Source organism: Thalassospira australica, assembly GCF_000763295.1.
Lineage (GTDB): Bacteria > Pseudomonadota > Alphaproteobacteria > Rhodospirillales > Thalassospiraceae > Thalassospira > Thalassospira australica.
The window spans coordinates 115,644-137,431 of the sequence record NZ_JRJE01000004.1; the positions used below are offsets into that span (position 1 = coordinate 115,644).

Below are 21,788 nucleotides of genomic sequence, written 5' to 3' on the forward strand. Positions count from 1 at the left end.
TGGGGTATTGAATGGAAATTCTTAACGCACTTGCGCTGTTCACCAATTTCGTGGTCGTTCCGGCGACTGCCTATGGTGCGCAGCTCGCCCTCGGGGCGCTGGGCGTCACACTTATTTTTGGCATCCTGCGCTTTGCCAACTTCGCGCATGGCGAGTTGATGTCATTTGGCACCATGATCACAATTCTGGTCACCTGGTTCCTGCAAAATATGGGTGTGAGCATCGCCCCCTTCCCGACCGCGCTTTTGGCATTACCCATCGGCGTTTTGGCTGCCGTCAGCATGGCGCTTTTGATGGATCGGTCGGTTTTCCGGTTCTATCGCAAACAACGCTCCAATCCGATTGTGTTTGCCATTGTTTCGGTCGGCGTTATGTTCCTGCTTGCCGGGATCATCCGCATCGTCATCGGCCCGGCCGATCAAAGCTTCGCCGATGGTGAACGCTTTATCATCGGTGCGTTTGATTCGCGCAGGGCACTGGGTCTGGATGAAGGCATCGCCATCAAACAAAGCCAGGTCATCACCGTCGTCGTCACCGCCATCGTTGTGGCCTGGCTGTTCTGGTTCCTGCAGAAAACCCGTTCGGGCAAGGCAATGCGCGCCTATTCCGATGACGAGGATCTGGCCCTGCTTTCGGGCATCAACCCGGAACGCGTGGTGATGATCTGCTGGATCATCGCGGCGGCATTGGCAACGATTGCAGGCACGCTTTACGGCCTTGACAAGACCTATAAGCCCTTCATCTTCCTGCAGATTCTGCTTCCGATCTTTGCGGCCACCATCCTTGGTGGCATCGGGCAACCGATTGGCGCGATTCTGGGGGCCTTCATTGTCGCCTTCTCGGAGGTGGTTGTGACATATGCCTTCAAGAAGTTCCTTGCCTATCTCGGCCCGACGGACTGGGCGCCAGACGGGCTCGTGCAACTGCTGTCGACTGACTACAAGTTCGCGGTCTCCTTCATCATCCTGGTTGCGGTTCTTCTGATCCGACCAACAGGCATCATTCGTGGGAAAGTAATATGACGAAGAGGGTTGCGCTCCTATATGGCCTTATGTGCCTGGTGTTGATCGTGATCGGCTTTCTTCAAAGCTGGAACGTCGCCTTTGGCATTTTCAATCTTTGTTTGATCTCTGCGGTGATGGCGCTGGGCGTCAACATGCAGTGGGGATATGCCGGCCTGTTCAACGTCGGTGTCATGGGCTTTACCGCCCTTGGTGGCCTGACAGCCGTTCTGGTATCAATGCCACCGGTGGGACAGGCCTGGTCGGTTGCAGGCGGGGATATCGCACTGTCGGTGCTTAGCCTTGCTGGCACGATTGTCGCGGTGATTTACGCCCGCAAGGTCGTGCCGCCGGTCCTGAAATTGCCGGTAACGCTGGTGCTTATGCTGGCCGGCTATTTCGTGATTGGCATTTTCTTTGGTCCGGCGACCGATGCAATTGAAAGCATCGATCCGGCACTGAGCGGTTATCTGGGTGGTGCTGGTCTGCCGGTTGTTCTGGCCTGGCCGCTTGCCGGGCTGGTGGCTGCGGGTGCGGGCTGGCTTATCGGGCGTATCGCGCTGGGGCTTCGGGCTGATTATCTGGCCATTGCCACGCTTGGTATTTCCGAAATCATCATTGCGGTCATCAAGTATGAAGAGTGGCTGTCGCGTGGGGTTAAAAACGTCACCGGCATCCCTCGCCCCGTGCCCTACGAGGTTAACCTGATCGAAAGCGAATGGTTCATCAATCTGGCGAACTTCTTTGGTGCTGCTGAACTCTCGGATGCGGCCAGCCTGTTTGTGAAGCTTTGCTATGCGGTGCTGTTTGTCATTGTGCTGGCGATCATCATGTGGTTTGCCGAACGGGCATTGAAATCCCCGTGGGGCCGCATGATGCGTGCCATCCGTGACAACCGTGACGCGGCAGCAGCCATGGGCAAGGACGTCAAACGTCGCCATCTGCAGACCTTTGTTCTGGGCTGTGCTGTTTGCGGCATTGCCGGTGCGATGCTGACCACGCTTGACGGTCAGTTGACCCCGACCAGTTACATCCCGCTGCGCTACACCTTCCTGATCTGGGTGATGGTGATCCTTGGCGGTTCGGGCAACAACTGGGGTGCGATACTGGGTGGTTTCATCATCTGGTTCCTGTGGGTCGAAGCAGAGCCGTTTGGCAACTGGTTCATGGCCACCGTAACCGCACCGCTGGGTGAGGATTCCGGCCTTGCCGATCACCTGGTCTCAGGGGCGGCCTATATGCGTTATCTGATGATGGGGGCAATCTTGCTTGTCGTCATGCGGTTCGCGCCAAAGGGCCTGATACCGGAACAAACAGGTGGATCAGCGGCGTCACGTTCGTCCTGATCACAGATTTCTGCTTGGGGCGGGCACGATCAACCGATTGTGCCCGCCCCGGCTTTTTTGACCGCCGTACCAAGCTCCTGAGTAGCGCATCGCGTAACGGCCCTGCAATGCAGCTCCATCAATGCCTGCCGGGCGCCAACGCACTCCCCAAAAGAACATCTTCATTCGCGCAGGCCGATTAACTCGGCCTTGCCCGCAAAAATGTGCAAAACAGCGCAAGATTGTGAAAGCCTGCATTGGCGTTTTGTGGCTTATTGGTCCGCAACAGATGCAATGGAGATGCCCCACATGTCCATTGTGCCAATTCCTGATCTCCTTCGTGCCACCACACGCACGTGCTGTTTTGAAAGCCCCAAAGAATGACAGCCCTGCTTTTTGTTATTGTCACCGCCTGCTGGGGATTTACCTGGTATGCGATCAAGCTTCAGATCGGGCCGATCCCGGTTGAAATTTCGATCTTTTATCGCTTTGCCCTGGCCGCGGCCGTTTTGTGCGGTTTCCTTTTAATGATCCGCAAATGGCGTCCTGTGCCCTGGCGTGCGCATCCGTGGATCGTACTTCTGGGCTGCGGACTTTTCGGGATCAATTTTATCCTGATGTATTCGGCGACTGGCTATATCGCCAGTGGCATTGTCGCGGTGATTTTCACCACCTCGACCATTTTCAATGCGCTGGGCAACTGGGCGTTTTATGGCAATAGGCCCGGTTTGCGCTTTGTCTTTGGTGCCGCCTTCGGGCTGGCGGGGATTGCCTGTTTGTTTGCCAATCAGATCTACGCCCTGTCGAACAATGCCAACGCTGTCACCGGCATGATCCTGGCCCTGTGTGGCACGGCGGTGTTTAGCATGGGCAACATGGTTTCGGTCAAACTCAATAAAATGGGCATCCCGAACCGGGACGCGGTTGCACGCGGCATGATTTATGGCACCGTTTTGTTGTTTATCTTTGCCACCTTGCGCGGTCAGACGCCGGTCATGCCAACCGAACCGCTTTATATCGGCGGCCTGATCTATCTGGCGATTCCGGGATCGGTGGTGGCGTTTATCGCCTATCTGGCGCTGGTCAACCGGGTTGGCGCGGGGCGCGCGGCCTATGTCACGGTGCTGTTTCCGGTCGTCGCACTTACGGTTTCGACATTCCTTGAAGGTTATGTCTGGACGCCGATTGGCGCGACCGGGCTTGCGATGGTGTTGCTGGGCAACATCACGATTTTTGCCAAGCTTCCGAAATTCATTGCGGTACGAACCAAGACCGCCATCGCAAAATAACACATCGGACAATTTGACGATCAAACGGGGCCGCATGTGCCCCGTTTTTATGTGTTACCTTCATGTCCGAAACTGGCGAGCGTGTAACACCCGATACGCATAGTCTTTGCCGTCATCACCAAACCGACGGAGCCACAAATGCAGCCCACCAAAGACACCACACACCCGTTACCAGTTGAAAACCAAACCCCGTCGCGCCCATCCAGCGCGGCCCCGCCAATGGATGGCACAAGCTGGTTAATGCTGATTGTGCTTTCGATTCTTTGGGGCGGATCGTTTTTCTTTACCGAAATTGCGCTTGTTGATTTGCCGCCGCTTACACTTGTGCTGTGCCGGGTGATGATTGCCGCGATTGTTTTGTGGTGGGTGGTCTTGCTGCGCAATATTGCAATCCCGCGAGATCCGAAATTCTGGGGCGCAATCCTGATCATGGGGGCACTGAACAATCTTGTGCCCTTCTCGCTTATTGTCTGGAGCCAAACCCACATCACCAGTGGCCTTGCCGCCATCCTGAATGCCACAACGCCGCTTTTCACCCTTATCATTGCCCATCTTGCGACCGATACGGAAAAGCTTAATCTGCGCAAGGCATCGGGTGTTCTGATCGGCTTTGCCGGTGTGGTGGTGATCATCGGTGTGCCTGATGTGCCAACCCCACAGCCCGGCACCGATGCAACCCTGGCCTTGCCAACAGCCTCATGGCTTGCAGCACTTGCGCCACTCGCCCCGCTTGCGGTTCTTTTGGCGGCATTCAGCTATGGCTGTGCCGGGGTGTTTGGCAAACGTTTCGGGGATACAAACCCGATCCTGACCGCTGCGGCGATGACCAGCGCATCAAGCCTGCTTCTGATCCCGCTTGCCGCCATCATTGACACGCCCTGGCGTTTGGCACCGCCATCCCCGGACGCCATCATGGCTGTCTTTGGCATTGCGGTCCTAAGCACTGCGCTTGCCTATATCCTTTATTTCGCGATCCTCAAGCGGGCGGGTGCAAGCAATTTGCTGCTTGTGACCTTTTTGATCCCGGTCAGCGCGATCTTTCTTGGCGTCGGGCTTCTGGGGGAAAAGCTTTCGCTGCAACAGCTTGCCGGGATGGGCGTGATCGGGGTGGGATTGGCGGTAATTGATGGACGGTTGATCAGAAAACGGGTGCGGTAAAAAACAGCGTTGTGGCGGTTTTCATCGCTTAATCATCGAGTGGGCGTTCATAAACCACCCAGTCCGATGCATTGCCAAGCCGGTCATAAAGCCCGCGTGCCGTGGTGTTATCCGCTGCTGTGATCCAGGAGAGTTTGAACCATCCACGGGCGCGGGCGATTTTATCAAGTCGCGCAAGCAGGGCCAGGGCCACGCCCGCGCGCCGGGATCCCTGTACGACATAAAGATCATCAAGTTGACCAAACCAATTTCCGGTCAGGGTTTCGGGCACGGCGCGATATTGCGCAAAACCAACAACCCGACCGTTTTTCACTGCGAGCAGGCATTCCATCGGCCCATCAGGATCAACGATCCAGCGCCATGTCGTCTCAAGCGCTGCGTCAGACGAAACACAGCCGTAAAACGCCATATAGTCACCAAACAGCGTGGCCCAAGCGCCCCGGTCGGCTTCGACTGCGGGGCGGATTTCGATTGTGCCTGCCATTACTCGGCAACCTCCGAACCACCAATGCAATAAAGGTTCGTCCCCTTGGCCTTGGCTGCATACATTGCCTTGTCGGCCGCGTGGATCAGGGTATCAAGCGTGCGGGCATGTTCGGGATAGATCGCAATGCCAAGACTTGCCCCCACCCGATAGGTCCTTTCGCGTGTTTCCAGCGGCGCGGATACAGCCCCCAGGATCTTGTCGGCGATGGCGTGAACCTCTGCCCCTGTTTCCAGTTCTTCGAGAATGACCATAAATTCATCCCCGCCGATGCGGGCGACGGTATCGGCGGCCCTGACCGCATTTGTCAAACGTTGTCCGGTATTGATCAGGATGCGGTCCCCGGCAGCGTGACCGAGTTCGTCGTTGATCGACTTGAAACCGTCCAGATCGATAAAGACCACGGCGATCCGCGTCTGGTGGCGCTTGGCGCGTTCAATGGCCTTTGAAAGCCGATCTTCGAAAATGATCCTGTTGGGCAACCGGGTTAATGGGTCGTTGAAGGCAAGTTCGCGGATTTGGTCGGCTTCTTCGCGTTCCTCGGTAATGTCGCGGACAACCCCCATCATTTTAAGCGTTTCGCCATTTTCATCCTTGATGACATTCCCGGTTTCGCGCAGCCACCGAATGGTCCCATCGGGCCAGACAACGCGATATTCCTCGTCGTGTTTCTCGCCAGTTTCGATACAGCGAATTTCACCCTGCCGGACGCGTTTCTTGTCATCGGGGTGGACCGCGTCACAGAACAGGGAATAGCTTGGCGTCACCTCGCCCGGTTTATAGCCAAACATGGCATAGATGGCGTCCGACCAATAAAGCTCGTCGGTGTCAACGCGCCAGTCCCAGGTGCCGATACGCGCAAAATGCTGGCTTTGCTTGAAGCGTTGGACGTCTTCGCTGACCTCCGGCCGGGCGTTTGCAACATCCCGCACGATCAGCATTTTGGTGCTACGCCGCCGCCCGGTCTGCCCCAATTGCAAGACCTCGACCGGAAACCTCGCGCCGTTTGAGCGGACCGCGTCGGTTCGATGCATGGTTTTGTGCTGTTCGTTGCCACCAGCAACCGGCATGTCGGGCAACAGCATGGCAAGGTCGATGCCCGAAACATCCCCCACAGGTTGACCAAACATCTCTACTGCTGCGGCATTGACGCTTCCAACCGATCCGTCAGGGCCGAGTGTTACGACACCATCAGACATATTCGCGATCATGGCATCAAAGACATCCAGCCGTGCGCGATCCTGCCGACGCAACCAGACGACATAGGCCAATGCAACAACCGAAATGATGGCAAAGAAAAGGGAAAAATGAACGGTATAGGGCATCGGTGGGCGTGTTTTTCCCTAAAACGGTGTGTCATGCAAAGTATAGCTATACATCAGTAATATGAAAAGTCTGCAGAACAAAACAACGGTGAAGATATCTGGTCCAGATGCTCGATCGAACCACTCCAAAAGCCCGGCCAATACTTAGCCATTGACATAACTTTTATACCCGCATATACTTAGCCGCATGGATAAGTATCAAGAACCACTCGACAGCCTCTTTCATGCACTGGCCGACCCGACCCGCCGGGCGGTCGTTCAGCGTTTGGTGGAAGGCCCGGCACCGGTAAAGGAACTGGCAGCGCCACACGACATGGCCCTGCCGTCTTTCATGAAACACATCAGTGTTCTGGAAGACGCCGGACTGATTACCTCTCAAAAGCAGGGCCGTGTTCGGACCTGCAGGTTTAATCCCGAGAAACTGGCGGCAGCAGAAAAATGGTTCGAGCAACAGCGCGCCATCTGGGCAAGCCGCTTTGACAATCTCGACAATCTACTGACAACCCTTCAGGGAGAAACCGATGAAACCTGATCTGCGTTTTAACTTCATCGCCGACATGCAAAAAGGCACCCTGACCGTCCGGCGCGAGTTTGCCGCCAAACGGCAACTGGTGTGGGATTGCTATACCAAGCGTGAGCTTCTCGACCAATGGTACGCGCCCAAGCCCCTGACGACGAAAACCAAGTCTTTTGATTTCCGCGAAGGCGGGCATTGGCACTTTGCCATGATTGATCCGAACGGCACCCATTACTGGAGCCGCACGGATTACGAAACCATCACCCCGATTGACGGTTATACCGGTTATGACAGCTTTACTGATGAGACCGGCACCCCGAACCCCAATATGCCCCGTTCGCATATCGAGATGACCTTCACCGATCAGGGCGCGCATACGATGACCGAGACAGTGGTTGCCTACACCTCCGCCGAAGACCTGCAAACGGTCATTGATATGGGCATGGAAGAAGGCCTGGCCTCGACCCTTGAGCGGCTTGATGAATTGCTTGTTAAATTGGTGGCTTAAGCTGACACCGAAAATGCAAAAGGGACCGGAACGAACCGGTCCTTTTTCTGTTCTATGCCGCAAAATATCGCGGTGATTTTCATATCCTCGAACGACCCGATTTCACATACCTCGTTGTCTCAGAGTTACAGGTGGGGGTTCAAGTCCCTCCTCGGCTACCAATCACTTCAGATAATCTCACACATTGACAATCGAACAAATTTGTTCGAAAACGCATTCATCAGCACACTGGGCAGAGGCTGAATGAACGGCAATGAACTGATGCGCAAGCTCAGGAAATACGCCAAGGCGCGTGGGCTGGACCTTGGGTTAGTGGCTCATCGCGGCAAAGGGTCACACGGTACGCTGTATTTGGGTAGCCGTCGCACCACCCTGAAAGACCGCAAAAAGGAAATCAGCCCCGGCCTGCTCAACAGCATGCTGAAGGATCTCGGCATTGATCCGAAGGATATCTGATATCCGGTGATTCATATCCAAAGAATGGAAGAAAGAAATGCGTTTTAGTTACCCGGTTGATCTCAGCGACGATGGCGCAGGCGGTGTTTTGGCGGTTGTCCCCGATATCACCGGCTGCGCAACCGATGGCACGACAGAACAGGAAGCACTCAGCAACAGTGCCGATGCGCTTGAGGAAGCCATAGCCGCCGCAATGATGGCAAAGGAAGTTATTCCGATGCCATCCCCCAACAATGGACGCCCGACCGTCACCCTTGGCACATTGATGGCCGCCAAGGCCGCCCTTTACATCACCATGCGCGAAACCGGTACAAACAACACCGCCCTTGCGGCAAAGATGGGCCTCGCCGAAACCGAAATTCGCCGCATGCTTGATCCGCGTCATGCGACGAAGATCGGGCGGCTGGAAGATGCGTTGGCTTTGTTGGGGCGGCGGATTTCTGTGGTGGTGGAGGCGGCTTAGGTGGGGTGATACTCTGGGAAATAAATCTGTCCCCTTTTTTCCCAATCTGTCCCCTTTTTTTTCCCAAAGAAGGGAGGGCGCACGTCTCCCAGTCGAATTTCTCTCATCGAGTAACCGGAAGGTCTTTGGTAGCCATTGCGACAGTTGCTGTTACGCTGGCGAAAAAGCTCAAGGCGAAGTCTCTAACAAGTTTTATCATCATATTGGCCTCCCAATTCATCGACTTTTGGTCGAAAAGTGACACTGTCAAAATGGCGAAAAGGCTTATGATTATAATCCAAGGTAGGGCTACTGAAGCAATGGCGCCCCAGCACAATGGCTGCCAAAAACATCCCTTCTAATCAAATTTTGATAAGTGAATACTATATCAATAATCAAACTTCTCGTCTTCTTCATCTAAAATACTTTCAAAAACAAGATGCTTTACAATATTCTGAGAGTCCCTCACGTAATAGAACACCATCACAATCTCTTCTTTTTTCATTGCCTCGATCAGGTCTACTGTTTCGCCAGATTTTTTCCCCCCACGGACAACAAACGACATAGGCCTTTCAAATTCTTCTGAACGAAATTTTCCCCAACCGGTTTCTTTATCGAAGCGCACTATCTCTCCAGCAAGAGAACTGGGAACCATGTCCATTTCGCGCCCAGATAGCCTCTCAATAGTTCTCCCATCCATAAAGGAGAAGGGACGAATTATCTTTCCGCTAGAAAGGTACAATTTCTCTGCCGAGCGAGACAATGGCTTACCAATTTCAACAAACTGCCCGCTAACCTTATCAACGAGCTTCCTCTGCGCATCTTCATCAATCTTTTGCAACTCTCGCTGATATGGCTCTATCGCTTCTTCTCTAATTTGTGCTGCCTCGATAGCATCTTTTCGATTTTCCAAATCCTGTCGGGTAGCGTCACCAATACCTGCAGTCTCAAGCGCGGACTTAACGATAGACAATGCTTGTTCCGTAGTTAAAGCCATCAAACGCATCCGCTCAGTTTCCTGTTCAGATTGCTTTGTCCGTTCTTGTTCTTGCAGTGTAGCTTGCTCAGCTAATTGCACACTGTCAGCCAACAAATTCTTTTTAGGAAGAACAGCGTCAAAAGCCCATGCGACCATAACATCTATGGGCACTTTTAAAAAAGCGTCAGCGAGATGTGGCAGTACGGGCCCAATAATTTCCAGCCCCCAACTTCCTGCTACAGGTGCAGGAATTCGATAATCAGCATTGATTCGCGAAGTAATTTTCTTAGGAACACGACCATTACGGCGAAATGTCTCCAAAGTGGAGATTAATCGCGAGGCTCCATACATAAACCGAGAGGCTTCATAAAAGTTGAGCTGATGATTTGCTGCAGAAGCCCCATCAAAGTTAAAGCTCAGAACTACTTCGTCTGTCACAAAGACCCCACCATCTGTGTATACAACCAACAGAACGATGGCGAACAAATCACTCAAATACAACTAAAAAAAGAATAACCTCGAACCTATAATGCAAACTATTCTTCACCCTTGAACAGTTATGCGCCTCGTTTGTAGCAAGCAAATGTTTATATGTCAGGGGAAGAGCCCCCCGTAAGGTTCATAATTGCCTCCCTCAAGTAGCGCTTTCAACCAATGCAAATGAGGGATTTGTAAAAATCAGCCTTTGGGCTGTTTTTTATCCTTGGGCTTTGCCCTGCGGACCATCGCCCGATGGGCGACGTCTCTCGAAAGCTGCGTGCCTCGCTTTCTCGCGAACCAGTGTTTTTTTTTTGGGGGGGGCAAGCCCTCGCTGAGGTTGCCAATTAAAAACCCCGCCAGGCTTTGCCTGACGGGGTTTTTAATTGGTAGCCGAGGAGGGACTTGAACCCCCGACACGCGGATTATGATTCCGCTGCTCTAACCAGCTGAGCTACTCGGCCACAGGATATATTTTGTGGTGTTCCGCGACGTTTGGAACGAGGCGGTTTTTAAGTCAGGGAGCCGTCCCCGTCAAGCGCCTTTTTGCCGATTTTGGCAAAAAACCTTGTGTCAAAACCAGTGGGCGAGGAACAAGCGCCCTCGCCCACCGTATTCGTTGATAAGCCAAGCCTGTCTGGGGCGTTGCCTATGCGGCACTGGCCGCGTTGCCAATCATCTCCTCACGGGTGATCCAGCCGCCCCCAAGGACACGTTCACCCTGATAGAAGACCCCCGCCTGCCCCGGCGCAATGCCGAACTGGGCATCATGCAGCTCAACGCGGGCTTCACCCGTGGCTTCAGGGAAGACGGTGGCTGTGGTCGGCTGCATCGCCGAGCGCAGTTTGACTTCGACCTCAACCCCGTTTTCATCAATCTTGTCGCCTTCAAGCCAGTTGAGGTCTTTGACATAAACCAGCTTCTTGGCAAGGGCGGCCTTGGGGCCAACCACGACCTGACGTTTTTCCGGCGAGAGTTTGACGACATAAAGCGGTTCTGCCGTCCCGCCGATGTTAAGTCCACGGCGCTGCCCAACCGTGTAGTGGATAAGCCCACGATGATCGCCAAGGACATTGCCATCAAGATCAACGATCTCGCCGGGTTCACCGGCCTCTGGACGGAGTTTTTCGACCAGACGGGCATATTTGCCATCCGGGACAAAGCAGATGTCCTGGCTGTCAGGCTTGTCAGCGACCTCAAGACCATATTTGGCGGCCAGCGCACGGGTTTCGGCCTTGCTCATCAAATGCCCCAGCGGGAAGCGCAGGAAGTCGAGCTGTTCCTGTGTCGTGGTGAACAGGAAATAGCTTTGATCGCGGTTGGGATCGGCTGCGCGGTGCAGTTCAGCCCGACCGTTCGCACCCAGTTTACGCTGCACGTAATGGCCGGTCGCCATGCAATCCGCACCCAGGTCATGGGACGTTTCAAGCAGATCGCGGAATTTAACGGTCTGATTGCATTTTACGCACGGGATCGGGGTTTCGCCGCGCATGTAGCTGTCAGCAAAATCATCGATCACTTCTTCGCGGAAGCGTGATTCGTAATCAAGCACGTAATAGGGAATGTCGATATCCTCGGCCACCTTGCGCGCATCATAGATGTCACGCCCGGCACAACAGGATTTCGCGCGGGTGGGCGCATTGGCACCCATATCATAAAGCTGCAGCGTAATGCCGACCACGTCATAGCCTTCTGATTTCAGAAGGGCTGCAACGGCGGAGCTATCCACCCCACCCGACATGGCGACAACCACGCGGGTATCTTCGGGGGCTTTATCAAAGCCAAGAGAGTTCATGTTTCTCACCCATCCGTGGGTCAAGGCCACGGCGACAAGAGGTTAATATCAAAAGTACCAACGGCACGATGAATTCCCGCCTGCGCGGGAATGACAGCGCATTTTATTCGTCATGCCCGCGAAGGCCGACATCCACGAACTGTACGGAATGACGTTTTCATCAAACAACAAACCGCAATCGCAGTCATATAGGGCATATCGCCCTATTTTGCCAGATCAAGTCCCATCTGCCAAAAATCGGCTTCAAGGCGGCTTGCCATGGTAAAGGTATCGACAAGGCCTTCGAGGCGACGATGACCACCGCGCGTGGCGCAGGTATGTTCAAGCAACTCGATCTCGGCCTTTGCCACGTCCTGAAATTCATCAGAAGCATACATTTCAATCCATGCCCGATATGGATTGCCTTCAAGCACAGTATCAGAACTTGCCATCAGGCGGTTTGCGATTTCGGCATAGCCAACCATACAGGGCATCAGGGCAACCTGAAGATCAACCACATCGCCCTGATGGCCGCGATCGAGCACATAACGGGTATAGGTGATGCAGGCGCGTGCTTCGGGCTCCTTGATGATATCAGCTTCGGACAGGCCCCAGCCTTCGCAGAATTCCAGATGCAGCTTCATTTCCATATCAAGGATGGCATGAACCGTGCCGGAAAATGCGCGCATGGCATAGAGGTCTTCGGCCTTATACACCGCCAGCGCATAGGCGCGCGAAAACTGGATCAGGAACAGATAGTCCTGAATAAGGTAATGCTTAAAAGCCGCTTCTGGCAGGGTGCCATTGCCCAGTTGCTTCACGAAATCATGGCAGACATAGCTTTGCCATGCTTCGGGCGCGCATGTGCGCAGTTTGCCAAACAGGCTGTCGACCGGAATGATGTCGGTGAAGGTGGTGGTCATGGTATCCTGCCCTGCACTTTTGGTTGCGGATATGAAAAGGCCAGCCTGCGGAGGATTTCCGGGCTGGCCCACTAATATCAAGTCACAGGATCGGTGCGGCGATGGACCCCCGCCTTCGCGGGAGTGACGTTAAACAAGGTCGTCATGCCTACGCAGGCCGGCATCCATTTCAGCTGCATCGATCAGTCTTCGCGTTCGTCGATCCAGGCCATCTGAATGGCTTCGAGAATCTTTTCATTGGATTTCTCGGGATCGTCTTCGAAACCTTCAAGCTCAGTGACCCATTTGTGCAGGTCGGTAAAGCGAAGGTTGAGGTTATCCTTGTCCGGATGGGCGTCCTCAAGCTCAATCGCGATGTCCTGAATGTCTGTCCAACGCATTGTCGTCTCCTTTGGGCCGGGACGGGATTTTCCGTCCGGTCAACAGAAGGTGAAACTTACTTGTCGACCATCATGTTGCGGGTCGCAGACGGCAGGGTCACCCGCAGGCCGTCAAGCTCGTCGCTCATGATGATCTGGCAACCAAGACGCGACGTCTCGGTCAGGCCGAAAGCAAGATCAAGCATGTCTTCTTCATCTTCGGACGGTTCGTCAAGTTTATCGAACCACTCTTCATCCAGAACCACGTGGCAGGTCGAGCAAGCCAGCGAACCTTCGCACGCACCTTCAAGGTCGATGCCATTCTTATGGGCAGCTTCCAGAACAGACAGCCCATCGGCAACGTCGAATTCCTTTTCAGTGCCATCCGGCTCAACAAAAACGATCTTAGGCATCTGTGCCTTTCTCCTCGGTAATACTTTTCGTTCGATCTCTGTTTATGCGCTGCTTGATACAGCGCACTTGTCCGGCCCTGACCTTGGCGGTTGTTCGGGACAATCGCCGCAGATGGCCGTTTTGTCAATTCCACCGGTGTCGATTAATTCACTTCATCGACATTTTGCCCGGCAAGAGCCTGGCGTATCCGGCTATCCATACGCGCTTCGGCAAACGGTCGGGACGCATTTTCAAGCGCCTCGGCCGCGTCATTGATCGCATCACGGTCTTCGCCTGCCATTGCTGTTTCCAGCGTGGCAATGGCGTTGGTGATGGATGTGTCATCCTCAGCCGTCAGCAAATCCCGATCCGCATCCATTGCGGCCTGCACCGCCAGAATATTGCGCCGCGCCTCGACCCGTGCTTCGGTCAGCAGGCGCAATTCCATATCGTCACGCGCATTGACCATACTGTCGCGCAGCATGTTGGCCATGTCCGATTCATTGATGCCATAGGTCGGCTTGACGGCTACTTCCTGTTCGGTGCCGGTGGTTTCTTCGCGTGCGGAGACAGTCAAAAGACCATCTGCATCGACGTTGAACTGTACGCGAATGCGTGCCGCACCTGCGGCCATCGACGGAATTCCTGTCAGAACAAAGCGCGCAAGCGATCTGCACTGATCGACCATTTCGCGTTCGCCCTGCACCACATGGATCATCATGGCCGACTGACCATCCTGATAGGTGGTGAATTCCTGTGCCTTGGAAACCGGGATCGGCGTATTGCGGTCGATGACCTTTTCAACAATCCCGCCCATGGTCTCAAGACCAAGCGACAGCGGCGTCACATCCAGTAGCAGGTTATCCGAGCCACCTGTCAACGCCTCTGCCTGAAGGGCTGCCCCAAGGGCAACAACTTCGTCCGGGTCGATGTCAGAAAGCGGTTCCTGTTCAAACAAATCGGCCACCGCCTTGCGCACGGCTGGCACACGGGTTGATCCGCCTACCAGCACCACGCCCTTGACGTCTTCGGGCAGAACATCGGCATCATCAAGCACCTGTTCGGTGATGGCGGTCGTGCGCGAAACCAGTTTGGCAATCATCGCGTCAAAGGCATCACGGGTAACCGTGTGTTTGGTTTCTGCACCGTTCAGTTCAACCGTTACTTCGACACTGTCCTGATCGGTCAGGCTTTCCTTGACGGTCCGGGCGGCCTTGAGAATGCGTTTGGCATCCGACGCATCGAGTGCATCTGTCGCCCCGCCGTCCTTGCGTTCCGCCAGAAGATGTTCGGCAATGGCATGATCAAAATCATCCCCGCCAAGGGCAGCATCACCGCCGGTTGCCTTCACCTGGAAGACACCCTTTTGCATCTTGAGCAACGAGATATCAAACGTCCCGCCGCCAAGGTCATAAACGGCGTAAAGCCCCTCTGCCCCGTTATCGAGGCCATAGGCAAGGGCGGCGGCTGTCGGTTCATTGACCAGACGGAGCACCTCGATCCCGGCCAACTTGGCAGCATCCTTGGTCGCGGTACGGGCGCCATCGTCGAAATAGGCCGGCACCGTAATCACGGCCTTTTCAACCGGTTTATCAAGGCTTTCTTCAGCACGCGCACGCAGGGCACGCAGGATATCGGCCGATACTTCGACCGGGGTCAAAACACGATCGCCGACATTAAGGCGCACCATCATCGGTTCGCCGTTTTCCGTTTCGGATTTTTCCGGAACTTCAACGTGATACGGCAGCGTGCCTGCGACCGATTTGACGTCCTCAAGGCCGCGGCCCATCAGCCGTTTGACCGATGACACCACACGGCTGGCATCGGTATTGATGTGATCGCGCGCCGCTTCGCCAACCACAGGGGTATCGCCCCCATAATAAACGACAGACGGCACAATCGCGTTGCCACCGGATTTATCACGCAGGACTTCAGGCGTTTCGTCGTTTGAGATCGCAACGACCGAGTTGGTGGTCCCAAGGTCGATCCCGACCGCAATCTGACGCTCGTCCTCGTGGGGAAGTGGCGTTTCGCCCGGTTCGTGGATTTTCAGCAGAGCCATTATTCAGTCCAGTTTTCTTGGGCCAGTTTCTTGAACAAGTTTCCTGGCGATGATCAGGCAGCGGCAAGGCGCGATTTCTTCGCGCGCGCTTCCTCGGTCATTTTCACGAGATACCTCAGACGGGTGGCGAGCTTTTTCGCCGCGTCAAAGGATTGGGAGTCAAGCGCATCACCAAGATCCTTTTCACAGGCACGCGCCTGCTTGCGGGTATCCTTGATCATGGCATCAATGGTGGTTTTGTCTTGGGCATCATCAAGAGCCTCGCGCATTTCCATTGCTTCCATCAGAAGGGCCGGGTCATTGACCGTGTGGCCTTCGCCACCTTCGGGTTCATGACCAGCCTGACGCAACATGTAATGGGCACGTGCCACCGGATTTTTCAGCGTCTCGAATGCATCATTCAGACTGGCTGCCTGTTGCGATGACAGGGCCTGCTCGCGGCCTGATTTGGCGGCAAACCGATCCGGGTGCAGCATTTGTTGCTGTTTGAGATAGGTTGCTTCCATCGCATCAACATCCACGGCAAAGGATTTTTCAAGTCCAAAGCGGGTGAAATGATCAAGCTGGCCCGGGGCCTGAATGGCGTTGCAGGTTTCGCAGAACAATGCGCTGGCTGCAACCGGACCCTTGCAGGACCAGCAAACCTTGTGCGCCGGGTGTTCGGTATTGCTCACGCTATGCACTTCCGAGGATTAAAAACAAAAAACAAATCTGGTCAAAAGCGGTCTGCATCAAACATCAGACCACCCTTTTCAGGCGATGGCCCCGGCGATTACGCCAGGGCCATTACCGGTCAGAAAGCAGGGAAAGCCCGGCCTGATCAGACGTGGAAGGATTCCCCACAACCACAACGACCTTTTTCGTTGGGATTGCGGAAGACGAAACCTTCTTCCATCTTGTTGACCTCGTAATCCATCTCCGTGCCAAGCACGAACATGATTGCTTTTGGGTCGATCAGGAGTTTCACGCCGTCTTCCAGCTCGACTACCTCTTCGAAGCCACTGGCATCGTCAGCATATTCAAGCGTGTAAGACAGGCCCGAACACCCTTTGCTGCGCACACCAAGCCGGATGCCTTCAGACGGTTTCCCGCGGCTATCAAGCAGCGCCTTGATATGATCAAGTGCGACAGGTGTAACAGAAATCGGTGACGGCAAAGCCATGGTATTCTCCCTAAATCCCGAAAACGAGACGGTTGGGACGCTGCTTATTCAGCAGCGTCAGCAGCCGCACCGTTTTTGGTTTTGTAGTCGCTGATTGCAGCTTTAATCGCATCTTCGGCCAGGATCGAGCAGTGAACCTTGACCGGCGGAAGAGCAAGCTCTTCAGCGATCTGCGAGTTCTTGATCGCACCAGCTTCGTCAATCGACTTGCCTTTAACCCACTCGGTGATCAGCGAGCTTGATGCAATCGCCGAACCGCAGCCGAAGGTTTTGAATTTTGCATCTTCAATGATCCCTTCCGGGGTCACTTTGATCTGCAATTTCATAACGTCACCACAGGCCGGTGCACCAACAAGGCCGGTACCAACAGAGGTTTCGTTTTTGTCCATTGAACCAACGTTACGCGGGTTTTCGTAATGGTCGATCAGTTTTTCACTATAAGCCATGATAGGAATCCTCCTAAAAGTCCTGTGTCTCTCTCACGAGATAGAATACATATCGATTGTGTCGATAGTACGTTGTCTGTCGTCGTCGTTCTTAGTGCTCAGCCCACTCGATCGACTTGATGTCGATGCCTTCCTGGGCCATTTCCCAAAGCGGGCTCATCTCACGAAGGCGCTCAACTGCGACACAGATCGACTCAACGGCCTGATCAAGTTCTTCCTTCGTGGTGTAGCGACCAATGCCGATACGCAGCGAGGTGTGGGCGAGTTCTTCGTCAACACCAAGTGCACGCAGCACATAGGACGGTTCAAGCGATGCCGAAGTACAAGCCGAACCCGATGAAACAGCAATATTCTTGATGTCCATCAGCAGGCTTTCACCTTCAACATAGGCAAACGAGATGTTCAGGTTGCCGCTAACACGTTCATGTTCGTCACCATTGACATAAATGTCTTCGAGACGGTCACGGAAACGCTGGAGCGTATAGTCGCGCAGCTCGGTGATACGTGCGTTTTCTTCGGCCATTTCGTTTGACAGAATGTCACACGCCTTGCCAAGACCGACGATCAGCGGCGTTGCCAGCGTACCAGAACGCATGCCGCGTTCCTGACCACCACCGGTGATCTGGGCAATGACGCGAACGCGCGGGCGACGGCGAACATAAAGGGCACCAATGCCTTTCGGGCCATAGATTTTGTGGCCGGAAATCGACATCAGGTCGATTTTCATGTCGTCAACGTCAAGGTCGATCTTGCCAACCGCCTGTGCACAGTCGGTGTGGAAGAAGACTTTGCGTTCGCGACAGATTTCGCCGATTTCTTTCAGCGGCTGGATCACACCGATTTCGTTGTTCACACCCATGACAGACACGAGTGCGGTTTCATCGGTGATCGCTGCCTTCAGTTCTTCAAGATCGATCAGACCGTTATCCTTAACGCCAAGATAGGTCACTTTGTAACCTTCCTGCTCAAGGTGACGGGCACTGTCGAGCACGCATTTATGCTCGGTCACGACCGTGATCATATGCGGCTTTTTCTTGCCATAGAACTTCATCACACCTTTGAGTGCGAGGTTGTTCGATTCAGTCGCACCCGAGGTAAAGATGATTTCCTTGGCAGATGCACCAATGATTTTGGCGACCTGACCACGGGCGACGTCAACCGCATCTTCTGCTTCCCAGCCAAAGCTGTGGTTGCGCGAATGCGGGTTGCCGAATTTCTCGGTGAAATACGGCAGCATCGCGTCGACGACCCGCGGGTCTGTCGGCGTCGTTGCCTGGTAATCCAGATAGATCGGCTTTGCTTTAAGCTCGTTCATTTTAAAGGCTTCCTCACTCACTCTCTTGTCAGGCAGCGTGACGCGCCTTCTTGCGCGCTGCATTGCCCCTCATCCGGCTCCAAACTCGGATAAACGTATCGATATCTTCGTCGGTTGTTTCCAATCCCAGACTGACCCTTACGGCCGATCCGGTGTCAGAAATTCCCATTTCCTTAAGCACGTGGCTTTCACGTACCTTGCCTGATGAACAGGCTGATCCCGAACTGATTGCAACACCTGCCAGATCCAGTGCCATTACCTGGGTTTCCCCCGGCATTCCCGGCAAAATCAGGCAACTCGTATTGCTCAGTCGATCCGTTCCCTTACCGGCGATCAGAAGTTCAGGTGCAACTGATGCCAATTCTGTTTCAAGGCGGTCGCGCAAGGCAGCGATATCCGCCATTTTCGCCATGTTGGCTTCTGCACGCCGGGCCGCGGCTTCAAAGCCTGCGATCCCCACAACGTTTTCCGTGCCACCACGGCGGTATTTTTCCTGTCCGCCCCCGCGTATCTGGGGGATCAGCATCACGCCCGGCGCAATCGCCAAGGCACCAATGCCTTTCGGGCCGCCGATCTTATGGGCCGAGATCGACACCATATCAACCAGCAAACGTCCCATATCAACGGGCATCCGGCCCAACGCCTGAACGGCGTCACAATGGACCTTTGCCCCGTATTCACGCGCCAGCAAAGCAACTTTTGCCACCGGCTGAATCACGCCGGTTTCATTGTTGGCCAGCATGACCGAAACCAGGACCTTTTCGCCGGCATTGAATGCGTCCTTAAGCATCGCTTCCAGCGCATCAAGATCGACAACGCCATGCTCATCTACCGGAATGCGTCTGGCATCTGTACGGCCATCCATGACCGACGGATGTTCAATTGCACTGGTAAAGACCGTAACATCCTCCAGGCCATTGAGAGCCAGGTTGTTTGCCTCGGTCCCGCCGCTGGTAAAGATGATCCGTTCTGAATCACCCCCGACCAGTTCGGCGATGGTGCGGCGCGCATGATCAATGATCTTTCTGGCTGCGCGGCCGCTGGCGTGAACGGATGACGGGTTGCCCGGGATTTCCATCGCAGCGACCATTGCCTGCCTTGCCTCTTGGCAGAGCGGCGCGCTTGCGTTGTAATCAAGGTAAACCTGACCGGTCATCCGTTTATAATCATCCTTATTCTCATCTGCCCTCGATATAGAGGACTAATTACTGTGCCGCAACCTGTGACGGTTCTTCTATTTGTGTGGTTTTCGACGGGAAAGCGCGCAGCGTACCGGCGACATTTCGGTCAACCACATCAGCAAGACTGACAGAGGCCAGGTAAAGATAAATCTGGTTGCCAAGTTCTTCCCACAATTCATGGGTTTGGCAGCGCCCCTTGTTGGCCTTGCAGCCCTTGGGCGATCCAGACTTGCAGCGGGTTGCGCGGATCGGCTCATCGACGGCCAAAATGACATCGGCAACACGGGTTTCGGTTGCAGTGCGGGCCAACAGATATCCGCCACCCGGTCCACGAACAGATCGAACCAATCCCCCTTTGCGCAGCTTGCCAAACAGTTGCTCAAGATAGGACAATGAAATTTCCTGACGGTCCGCAATATCGGCAAGTGCGACCGGCCGGTCCTTGCTGCTTTCAGCGAGATCGACCATCGCCATCACGGCATAGCGGCCTTTGGTACTCAGCTTCACGGTGCGTCCTCCTGCCTTGCTGTCGGGTTGCCCCTGCCAGCGGGCTCTTCATTTACGCGGCGCTGTGTGCGCCAATATTATTCCGATGATGCGACGATGCGCGGCTTTTCCGGGGCCGCATCCTTGTCTGCATTACCTGCCTTTTCGGCCTCAAGGGCCACGACCTTGCCGCGCAGGTTTTCGACTTCACGTCCAAGTTCCTCAAGCGCACGGGCCACCGGATCAGGCAGATCGCCAATCGGCGTACCATATGCGCAGAACCGGTCGTCCTGTTCGCGACGGACCATCTTGGCTGGAATACCGACCACAGTTGCGCCTTCGGGCACTTCGCCCAGCACAACCGCGTTTCCGCCAACACGCGCATTCTTGCGCACGGTAAACGGCCCCAAAATTTGCGCGCCTGATCCAACAATCACGCCGTCCTCAAGGGTCGGGTGACGTTTCAGACCACGCTGGCCATCGCTGTTGACACTAGGTGATGTCCCGCCAAGGGTAACCCCTTGATACAGGGTGACATCATCGCCAATTTCGGCGGTTTCACCGATGACAACACCCATGCCATGATCAATAAAGAACCGCTTGCCGATGGTGGCACCCGGGTGAATTTCAATCCCGGTCAACCAGCGCATGATTTGCGACAAAAAGCGTGCTGTCAGACGAAAACCACGTTGCCAAAGCCAATGCGTGCCACGATATCCCATGATCGCATGAAACGCCGGATAGCTGATCACGACTTCCCAACGGGATCGCGCCGCGGGGTCACGGGCAATCATCGCGTCAATTTCCTGACGAATTAGCTTGAACATGGGGCGGTCCACTGTGTAATTAGTATCTTCGATTCCCGGCACCCTTGCCCAGCCCCGGCCTTGCAGCATATGCAAAATCGGGTTTGACGGGCACCAACGGGTTAGCCGGAATATAGGATAACCGAGTAACTTGGTCAAGTATTTGCCCAAAGCAATTTATGCGCAAACACGAAAAAACTTACAAAAACACTCGGATATTTTTGTTACACATATCTTTCCATTCGTGGACAGGAGCAGTCTGATCCATGCCTGAGGTCATTTTTAACGGCCCCGAAGGTCGCCTTGAAGGTCGCTACCACCATAACGGCGCTGACGATTCGCCCATCGCACTTATCCTCCATCCCAACCCGCAACAGGGTGGCACAATGAATAACAAGTTGTGCTTCAACATGTTCAACATGTTCAAGGACCGCGGCTATTCGGTCATGCGGTTCAACTTCCGGGGTGTTGGTCGCTCGCAGGGCATTTACGATCAGGGGATCGGTGAACTGTCTGATGCGGCATCCGCACTCGACTGGATGCAGACCTATAATGCCAACGCACGCGCAACCTGGGTTGCCGGTTATTCGTTCGGTTCCTGGATCGGCATGCAGCTTTTGATGCGCCGCCCGGAAATTGACGGATTTATTTCGGTCGCAGCCCCGGCAAGCGAACATGACTTCACCTTCCTGGCCCCCTGCCCGTCATCGGGCATTTTGATCCACGGGTCGCAGGACACCAACATTCCGGTCGCCTCGGTCAACAAGCTTGCAGACAAACTCAATTCCCAGAAGGGCATTGAAGTTGACATGTGCGCGATTGACGGTGCCGATCACTATTTTGCCAAACAGCAAGATGACGTGATCAAGCATTCGGCTGCATATCTGGACAAGCGTGGCGCTTAAACCCGCCTTAAGCAT

At 54.5% G+C, this 21,788-nt stretch carries 24 protein-coding genes and 1 tRNA gene; 9 read left to right on the forward strand and 16 right to left on the reverse strand.

Annotated elements, in window-relative coordinates; genetic code table 11:
* Positions 1–11 precede the first annotated feature (11 nt).
* The 4 genes from JF44_RS0103225 (at position 12) to JF44_RS0103240 (ending at position 4,773) form a co-directional block, all read left to right on the forward strand.
* Complete coding sequence (locus JF44_RS0103225; RefSeq protein ID WP_033067511.1) at positions 12–1,022, forward strand: branched-chain amino acid ABC transporter permease; 1,011 nt, start codon at positions 12–14, stop codon at positions 1,020–1,022.
* Positions 1,019–2,347: a branched-chain amino acid ABC transporter permease gene (locus tag JF44_RS0103230; protein ID WP_033067512.1), complete on the forward strand. Its 1,329-nt coding sequence runs from the start codon at positions 1,019–1,021 to the stop codon at positions 2,345–2,347. Before JF44_RS0103225 ends, JF44_RS0103230 begins: the two co-directional genes overlap by 4 nt.
* A gap of 359 nt (positions 2,348–2,706) precedes the next feature.
* A complete protein-coding gene (locus tag JF44_RS0103235) occupies positions 2,707–3,615 on the forward strand; it encodes a DMT family transporter (RefSeq protein WP_033067513.1) in 909 nt (302 codons plus the stop codon).
* A gap of 138 nt (positions 3,616–3,753) precedes the next feature.
* The gene (locus tag JF44_RS0103240) at positions 3,754–4,773 is read left to right on the forward strand and encodes a DMT family transporter (RefSeq protein WP_081944320.1); all 1,020 of its coding nucleotides are present in this window, start codon (positions 3,754–3,756) and stop codon (positions 4,771–4,773) included.
* Positions 4,774–4,801: 28 nt separating this feature from the next.
* On the opposite strand, the gene JF44_RS0103245 is transcribed toward JF44_RS0103240, so the two are convergent.
* Positions 4,802–5,257 (reverse strand): GNAT family N-acetyltransferase, encoded by a 456-nt coding sequence (locus JF44_RS0103245; protein WP_033067514.1) that lies wholly within the window; start codon positions 5,255–5,257, stop codon positions 4,802–4,804.
* Complete coding sequence (locus tag JF44_RS0103250; RefSeq protein WP_202901474.1) at positions 5,257–6,582, reverse strand: diguanylate cyclase domain-containing protein; 1,326 nt, start codon at positions 6,580–6,582, stop codon at positions 5,257–5,259. Before JF44_RS0103250 ends, JF44_RS0103245 begins: the two co-directional genes overlap by 1 nt.
* A 187-nt stretch (positions 6,583–6,769) precedes the next feature.
* Between JF44_RS0103250 and JF44_RS0103255 the strand changes: the two genes are divergently transcribed.
* From JF44_RS0103255 to JF44_RS0103270, 4 genes are all read left to right on the forward strand, one after another.
* Positions 6,770–7,114, forward strand: coding sequence for an ArsR/SmtB family transcription factor (locus JF44_RS0103255; protein ID WP_033067515.1), 345 nt, complete (start codon positions 6,770–6,772; stop codon positions 7,112–7,114).
* Entirely contained in the window at positions 7,104–7,607 is a 504-nt protein-coding gene (locus JF44_RS0103260; RefSeq protein ID WP_033067516.1) for an SRPBCC family protein, read from the forward strand. The genes JF44_RS0103255 and JF44_RS0103260 overlap by 11 nt, the downstream gene beginning before the upstream one ends.
* Positions 7,608–7,850: 243 nt before the next feature.
* A complete protein-coding gene (locus JF44_RS0103265; protein ID WP_033067517.1) occupies positions 7,851–8,063 on the forward strand; it encodes a type II toxin-antitoxin system HicA family toxin in 213 nt (70 codons plus the stop codon).
* Between the two features lie 37 nt (positions 8,064–8,100).
* Positions 8,101–8,526: a type II toxin-antitoxin system HicB family antitoxin gene (locus JF44_RS0103270; RefSeq protein ID WP_033067518.1), complete on the forward strand. Its 426-nt coding sequence runs from the start codon at positions 8,101–8,103 to the stop codon at positions 8,524–8,526.
* Between the two features lie 367 nt (positions 8,527–8,893).
* On the opposite strand, the gene JF44_RS0103280 is transcribed toward JF44_RS0103270, so the two are convergent.
* From JF44_RS0103280 to cysE, 14 genes are all read right to left on the reverse strand, one after another.
* Positions 8,894–9,922: a DUF7946 domain-containing protein gene (locus JF44_RS0103280; protein WP_156111581.1), complete on the reverse strand. Its 1,029-nt coding sequence runs from the start codon at positions 9,920–9,922 to the stop codon at positions 8,894–8,896.
* A 426-nt stretch (positions 9,923–10,348) separates the two neighbouring features.
* Positions 10,349–10,425, reverse strand: a tRNA-Met gene (locus JF44_RS0103285).
* Between the two features lie 185 nt (positions 10,426–10,610).
* Complete coding sequence (gene mnmA / locus JF44_RS0103290) at positions 10,611–11,756, reverse strand: tRNA 2-thiouridine(34) synthase MnmA (protein ID WP_033067521.1); 1,146 nt, start codon at positions 11,754–11,756, stop codon at positions 10,611–10,613.
* 203 nt (positions 11,757–11,959) lie between these two features.
* Entirely contained in the window at positions 11,960–12,658 is a 699-nt protein-coding gene (gene tenA, locus JF44_RS0103295) for a thiaminase II (protein ID WP_033067692.1), read from the reverse strand.
* A 182-nt stretch (positions 12,659–12,840) separates the two neighbouring features.
* Positions 12,841–13,038, reverse strand: coding sequence for a Fe-S cluster assembly protein IscX (gene iscX / locus JF44_RS0103300; protein WP_033067522.1), 198 nt, complete (start codon positions 13,036–13,038; stop codon positions 12,841–12,843).
* Positions 13,039–13,094: 56 nt separating this feature from the next.
* Positions 13,095–13,430, reverse strand: coding sequence for a ferredoxin family 2Fe-2S iron-sulfur cluster binding protein (locus JF44_RS0103305; RefSeq protein ID WP_033067523.1), 336 nt, complete (start codon positions 13,428–13,430; stop codon positions 13,095–13,097).
* 143 nt (positions 13,431–13,573) lie between these two features.
* Positions 13,574–15,472, reverse strand: coding sequence for a Fe-S protein assembly chaperone HscA (gene hscA, locus JF44_RS0103310; RefSeq protein ID WP_033067524.1), 1,899 nt, complete (start codon positions 15,470–15,472; stop codon positions 13,574–13,576).
* A 53-nt stretch (positions 15,473–15,525) separates the two neighbouring features.
* Complete coding sequence (gene hscB / locus JF44_RS0103315) at positions 15,526–16,146, reverse strand: Fe-S protein assembly co-chaperone HscB (RefSeq protein WP_052065415.1); 621 nt, start codon at positions 16,144–16,146, stop codon at positions 15,526–15,528.
* A gap of 146 nt (positions 16,147–16,292) precedes the next feature.
* Positions 16,293–16,634 (reverse strand): HesB/IscA family protein, encoded by a 342-nt coding sequence (locus tag JF44_RS0103320; protein ID WP_033067525.1) that lies wholly within the window; start codon positions 16,632–16,634, stop codon positions 16,293–16,295.
* Between the two features lie 44 nt (positions 16,635–16,678).
* Complete coding sequence (iscU, locus tag JF44_RS0103325; protein ID WP_033067526.1) at positions 16,679–17,080, reverse strand: Fe-S cluster assembly scaffold IscU; 402 nt, start codon at positions 17,078–17,080, stop codon at positions 16,679–16,681.
* A 91-nt stretch (positions 17,081–17,171) separates the two neighbouring features.
* Positions 17,172–18,395, reverse strand: coding sequence for an IscS subfamily cysteine desulfurase (locus tag JF44_RS0103330; RefSeq protein ID WP_033067527.1), 1,224 nt, complete (start codon positions 18,393–18,395; stop codon positions 17,172–17,174).
* A 28-nt stretch (positions 18,396–18,423) separates the two neighbouring features.
* Positions 18,424–19,551, reverse strand: a complete 1,128-nt coding sequence (locus JF44_RS0103335; protein ID WP_033067528.1) for a cysteine desulfurase family protein — start codon at positions 19,549–19,551, stop codon at positions 18,424–18,426.
* Between the two features lie 49 nt (positions 19,552–19,600).
* Positions 19,601–20,083 carry an Rrf2 family transcriptional regulator gene (locus JF44_RS0103340; RefSeq protein WP_033067529.1) on the reverse strand — a complete coding sequence of 161 codons (483 nt, stop codon included), beginning with the start codon at positions 20,081–20,083 and terminating at the stop codon, positions 19,601–19,603.
* A gap of 77 nt (positions 20,084–20,160) precedes the next feature.
* Positions 20,161–20,889: a serine O-acetyltransferase gene (cysE, locus tag JF44_RS0103345; protein ID WP_081944321.1), complete on the reverse strand. Its 729-nt coding sequence runs from the start codon at positions 20,887–20,889 to the stop codon at positions 20,161–20,163.
* 245 nt (positions 20,890–21,134) lie between these two features.
* Here cysE and JF44_RS0103350 point away from each other — a divergent pair, with 245 nt between their 5' ends.
* The gene (locus JF44_RS0103350) at positions 21,135–21,773 is read left to right on the forward strand and encodes an alpha/beta hydrolase (protein ID WP_033067530.1); all 639 of its coding nucleotides are present in this window, start codon (positions 21,135–21,137) and stop codon (positions 21,771–21,773) included.
* The last annotated feature ends 15 nt before the right edge of the window (positions 21,774–21,788 follow it).

Bases quoted from the DNA above. Each gene is read 5' to 3' on its own strand.
- JF44_RS0103225 (WP_033067511.1), top strand. From the start codon at position 12: ATGGAAATTCTTAACGCACTTGCGCTGTTCACCAATTTCGTGGTCGTT.
- JF44_RS0103230 (WP_033067512.1), top strand. From the start codon at position 1,019: ATGACGAAGAGGGTTGCGCTCCTATATGGCCTTATGTGCCTGGTGTTG.
- JF44_RS0103235 (WP_033067513.1), top strand. From the start codon at position 2,707: ATGACAGCCCTGCTTTTTGTTATTGTCACCGCCTGCTGGGGATTTACC.
- JF44_RS0103240 (WP_081944320.1), top strand. From the start codon at position 3,754: ATGCAGCCCACCAAAGACACCACACACCCGTTACCAGTTGAAAACCAA.
- JF44_RS0103245 (WP_033067514.1), bottom strand. From the start codon at position 5,257: ATGGCAGGCACAATCGAAATCCGCCCCGCAGTCGAAGCCGACCGGGGC.
- JF44_RS0103250 (WP_202901474.1), bottom strand. From the start codon at position 6,582: ATGCCCTATACCGTTCATTTTTCCCTTTTCTTTGCCATCATTTCGGTT.
- JF44_RS0103255 (WP_033067515.1), top strand. From the start codon at position 6,770: ATGGATAAGTATCAAGAACCACTCGACAGCCTCTTTCATGCACTGGCC.
- JF44_RS0103260 (WP_033067516.1), top strand. From the start codon at position 7,104: ATGAAACCTGATCTGCGTTTTAACTTCATCGCCGACATGCAAAAAGGC.
- JF44_RS0103265 (WP_033067517.1), top strand. From the start codon at position 7,851: ATGAACGGCAATGAACTGATGCGCAAGCTCAGGAAATACGCCAAGGCG.
- JF44_RS0103270 (WP_033067518.1), top strand. From the start codon at position 8,101: ATGCGTTTTAGTTACCCGGTTGATCTCAGCGACGATGGCGCAGGCGGT.
- mnmA (WP_033067521.1), bottom strand. From the start codon at position 11,756: ATGAACTCTCTTGGCTTTGATAAAGCCCCCGAAGATACCCGCGTGGTT.
- tenA (WP_033067692.1), bottom strand. From the start codon at position 12,658: ATGACCACCACCTTCACCGACATCATTCCGGTCGACAGCCTGTTTGGC.
- iscX (WP_033067522.1), bottom strand. From the start codon at position 13,038: ATGCGTTGGACAGACATTCAGGACATCGCGATTGAGCTTGAGGACGCC.
- JF44_RS0103305 (WP_033067523.1), bottom strand. From the start codon at position 13,430: ATGCCTAAGATCGTTTTTGTTGAGCCGGATGGCACTGAAAAGGAATTC.
- hscA (WP_033067524.1), bottom strand. From the start codon at position 15,472: ATGGCTCTGCTGAAAATCCACGAACCGGGCGAAACGCCACTTCCCCAC.
- JF44_RS0103320 (WP_033067525.1), bottom strand. From the start codon at position 16,634: ATGGCTTTGCCGTCACCGATTTCTGTTACACCTGTCGCACTTGATCAT.
- iscU (WP_033067526.1), bottom strand. From the start codon at position 17,080: ATGGCTTATAGTGAAAAACTGATCGACCATTACGAAAACCCGCGTAAC.
- JF44_RS0103330 (WP_033067527.1), bottom strand. From the start codon at position 18,395: ATGAACGAGCTTAAAGCAAAGCCGATCTATCTGGATTACCAGGCAACG.
- JF44_RS0103335 (WP_033067528.1), bottom strand. From the start codon at position 19,551: ATGACCGGTCAGGTTTACCTTGATTACAACGCAAGCGCGCCGCTCTGC.
- cysE (WP_081944321.1), bottom strand. From the start codon at position 20,889: ATGTTCAAGCTAATTCGTCAGGAAATTGACGCGATGATTGCCCGTGAC.
- JF44_RS0103350 (WP_033067530.1), top strand. From the start codon at position 21,135: ATGCCTGAGGTCATTTTTAACGGCCCCGAAGGTCGCCTTGAAGGTCGC.